The organism is Acidovorax sp. KPB24-03 (genome assembly GCF_057546605.1).
In genome coordinates, this window is sequence record NZ_BAAJYR010000533.1 from 1 (window position 1) to 1,991 (window position 1,991).

Annotated in this window: 2 protein-coding genes; both read left to right on the forward strand. The window is 69.5% G+C overall.

Annotation, left to right across the window (positions count from 1 at the left end; translation table 11 throughout):
* Positions 1-835 (forward strand): hydantoinase/carbamoylase family amidase (locus tag AC27KI_RS23630; RefSeq protein WP_487116161.1); only part of this gene is annotated, 835 nt, incomplete at its 5' end.
* 118 nt (positions 836-953) lie between these two features.
* Complete coding sequence (locus AC27KI_RS23635) at positions 954-1,835, forward strand: CsgG/HfaB family protein (protein WP_487116163.1); 882 nt, start codon at positions 954-956, stop codon at positions 1,833-1,835.
* Positions 1,836-1,991 lie beyond the last annotated feature (156 nt).

Here is a 1,991-nt window from a genome sequence, read left to right on the forward strand (position 1 = left end):
CGTGCCCGTGATGATGGGCTCGGGCGTGTTCGCCAAGGCCTTCACCCTGGAGCATGCCTACGCCGCCACCGATACCGAAGGCAAGACGGTGAAGGGCGAGCTCGAGCGCATCGGCTACGTGGGCGATCAGGTGCCCGGCGACCACCCGATCGGTGCGTATTTCGAGACCCACATCGAGCAGGGGCCCGTGCTGGAGGACCACGGCAAGACCATCGGCGTGGTGACAGGCGTGCTCGGCATCCGCTGGTACGACTGCACCGTGACCGGCATGGAGGCCCATGCCGGCCCCACGCCCATGGCCCTGCGCAAGGATGCGCTGCAGGTTGCCACGCACCTCATGCAGGAGGTGGTGGCTTGCGCACACCGCCACCCGCCGCATGGTCGCGGCACGGTGGGCATGGTGCAGGTGCATCCCAACAGCCGCAACGTGATCCCCGGCCAGGTCAAGTTCAGCATCGACCTGCGCAACGCCACCGACTCCGATTGCGAAAGCATGGACCGGGACATCCGCGACGTGGCCACCCGCCTCAGCGCCGAAACCGGCCTGCCGATCCAGATCGACCTGGTGTCCAGCTACCCCGCGCAGGTGTTCCACCCCGACTGCGTGGACGCGGTGGGCCGGGCGGCCGCCAGCCTGGGCTACAGCCACATGCCAGCCGTGTCGGGCGCGGGGCACGATGCGGTCTACATGGCGCGCCTGGCACCTGCGGGCATGGTCTTCATTCCGTGCAAGGACGGCATCAGCCACAACGAGATCGAAGACGCCCAACCCGAGCACATCACCGCTGGCTGCAACGTGCTGCTGCATGCCATGCTGGAACGCGCCGGCACCTGAATGGTGCGTGGCTGGGGCGGCGGCCTGCCGCCGTGTTACAGCAACCCTCCCCCGGTGGGGTTGTGGCAGGCCCCCGCAGCGCATAACGTTCAACGCTTTGCTTGAAGCCATGCCTTCCATGACGACACCGAACCAGCCCGCTGGGCGCGCTGCCTCCGCCTGCTTTCCTTCCACCCCCGCCCGCGCGACCCTCGTGGCCGCCACCGTGGTCGCCGCGCTGGCCCTGGCCGGCTGCGAGACCACCAACATGCGCATGGGCAGCCCCGATGCCAAGACCGTGGCCACAGGCAGCGCGGCCGGCGGTGCCACCGAAGGCGCCAGCAGCGAGCTGGAACGCTGCGAATCGCCACTGGGCACCGTCTCGCTGATCGAGAACCAGCAGGCCGGCTGGTACACCATCCTGCGCAACGAATACCGCCTGCCGCCCACGGCCAACCTGCTGCGCCTGCTGGTCCAGCAGTCCAACTGCTTCGTCGTGATCGAGCGCGGCGCGGCCGGCATGACGGCCATGGACCGCGAGCGCGCCATCATGCAGTCGGGCGAAATGCGCGGCGGCAGCAACTTCGGCAAGGGCCAGATGGTCGCCTCCGACTACGGCCTGTCCCCGGAAATCGTGTTCAACAACGACAACGCCGGCGGGGCCTCCGCATCGCTAGGCGGCCTGGTGGGCGGACGCGCGGGCGGCTTGCTGGCAGCGCTGGGCGGCAGCTTGAACACCAAGGAAGCGAGCGCATTGCTCACCCTCATCGACCACCGCTCCGGCGTGCAGGTCGCTGCCTCGGAAGGCAGCGCCTCCAAGACCGATTTCGGCGCCGTGGGCCAGCTGTTCGGCGGCTCGGGCGGCGCGCGCCTGGGCGGCTACAGCAACACGGCCGAAGGCAAGGTGATCGCCGCGGCCTTCCTGGATGCGCACAACCAGCTCGTCACGCAGGTGCGCGCGCTGCAGGCCAAGGAAATGCCGCCGCCCGTGGCCACGGCACGCCAATCCTCGGGACGCTGACGCGCCGGGCGCAGCGACTCGGGGGGGCACCGGGTCGCCCGAGTGGGTGATGGGGCCAGGGAAGGCGGAACAGGGTGCGGGGGTGTGGCACGCATTGTGCTGCTGTCTTCGGCCCCGTCGTGCAGGCCCTGCCTGGATGGCAGAGGGCAAACCCCA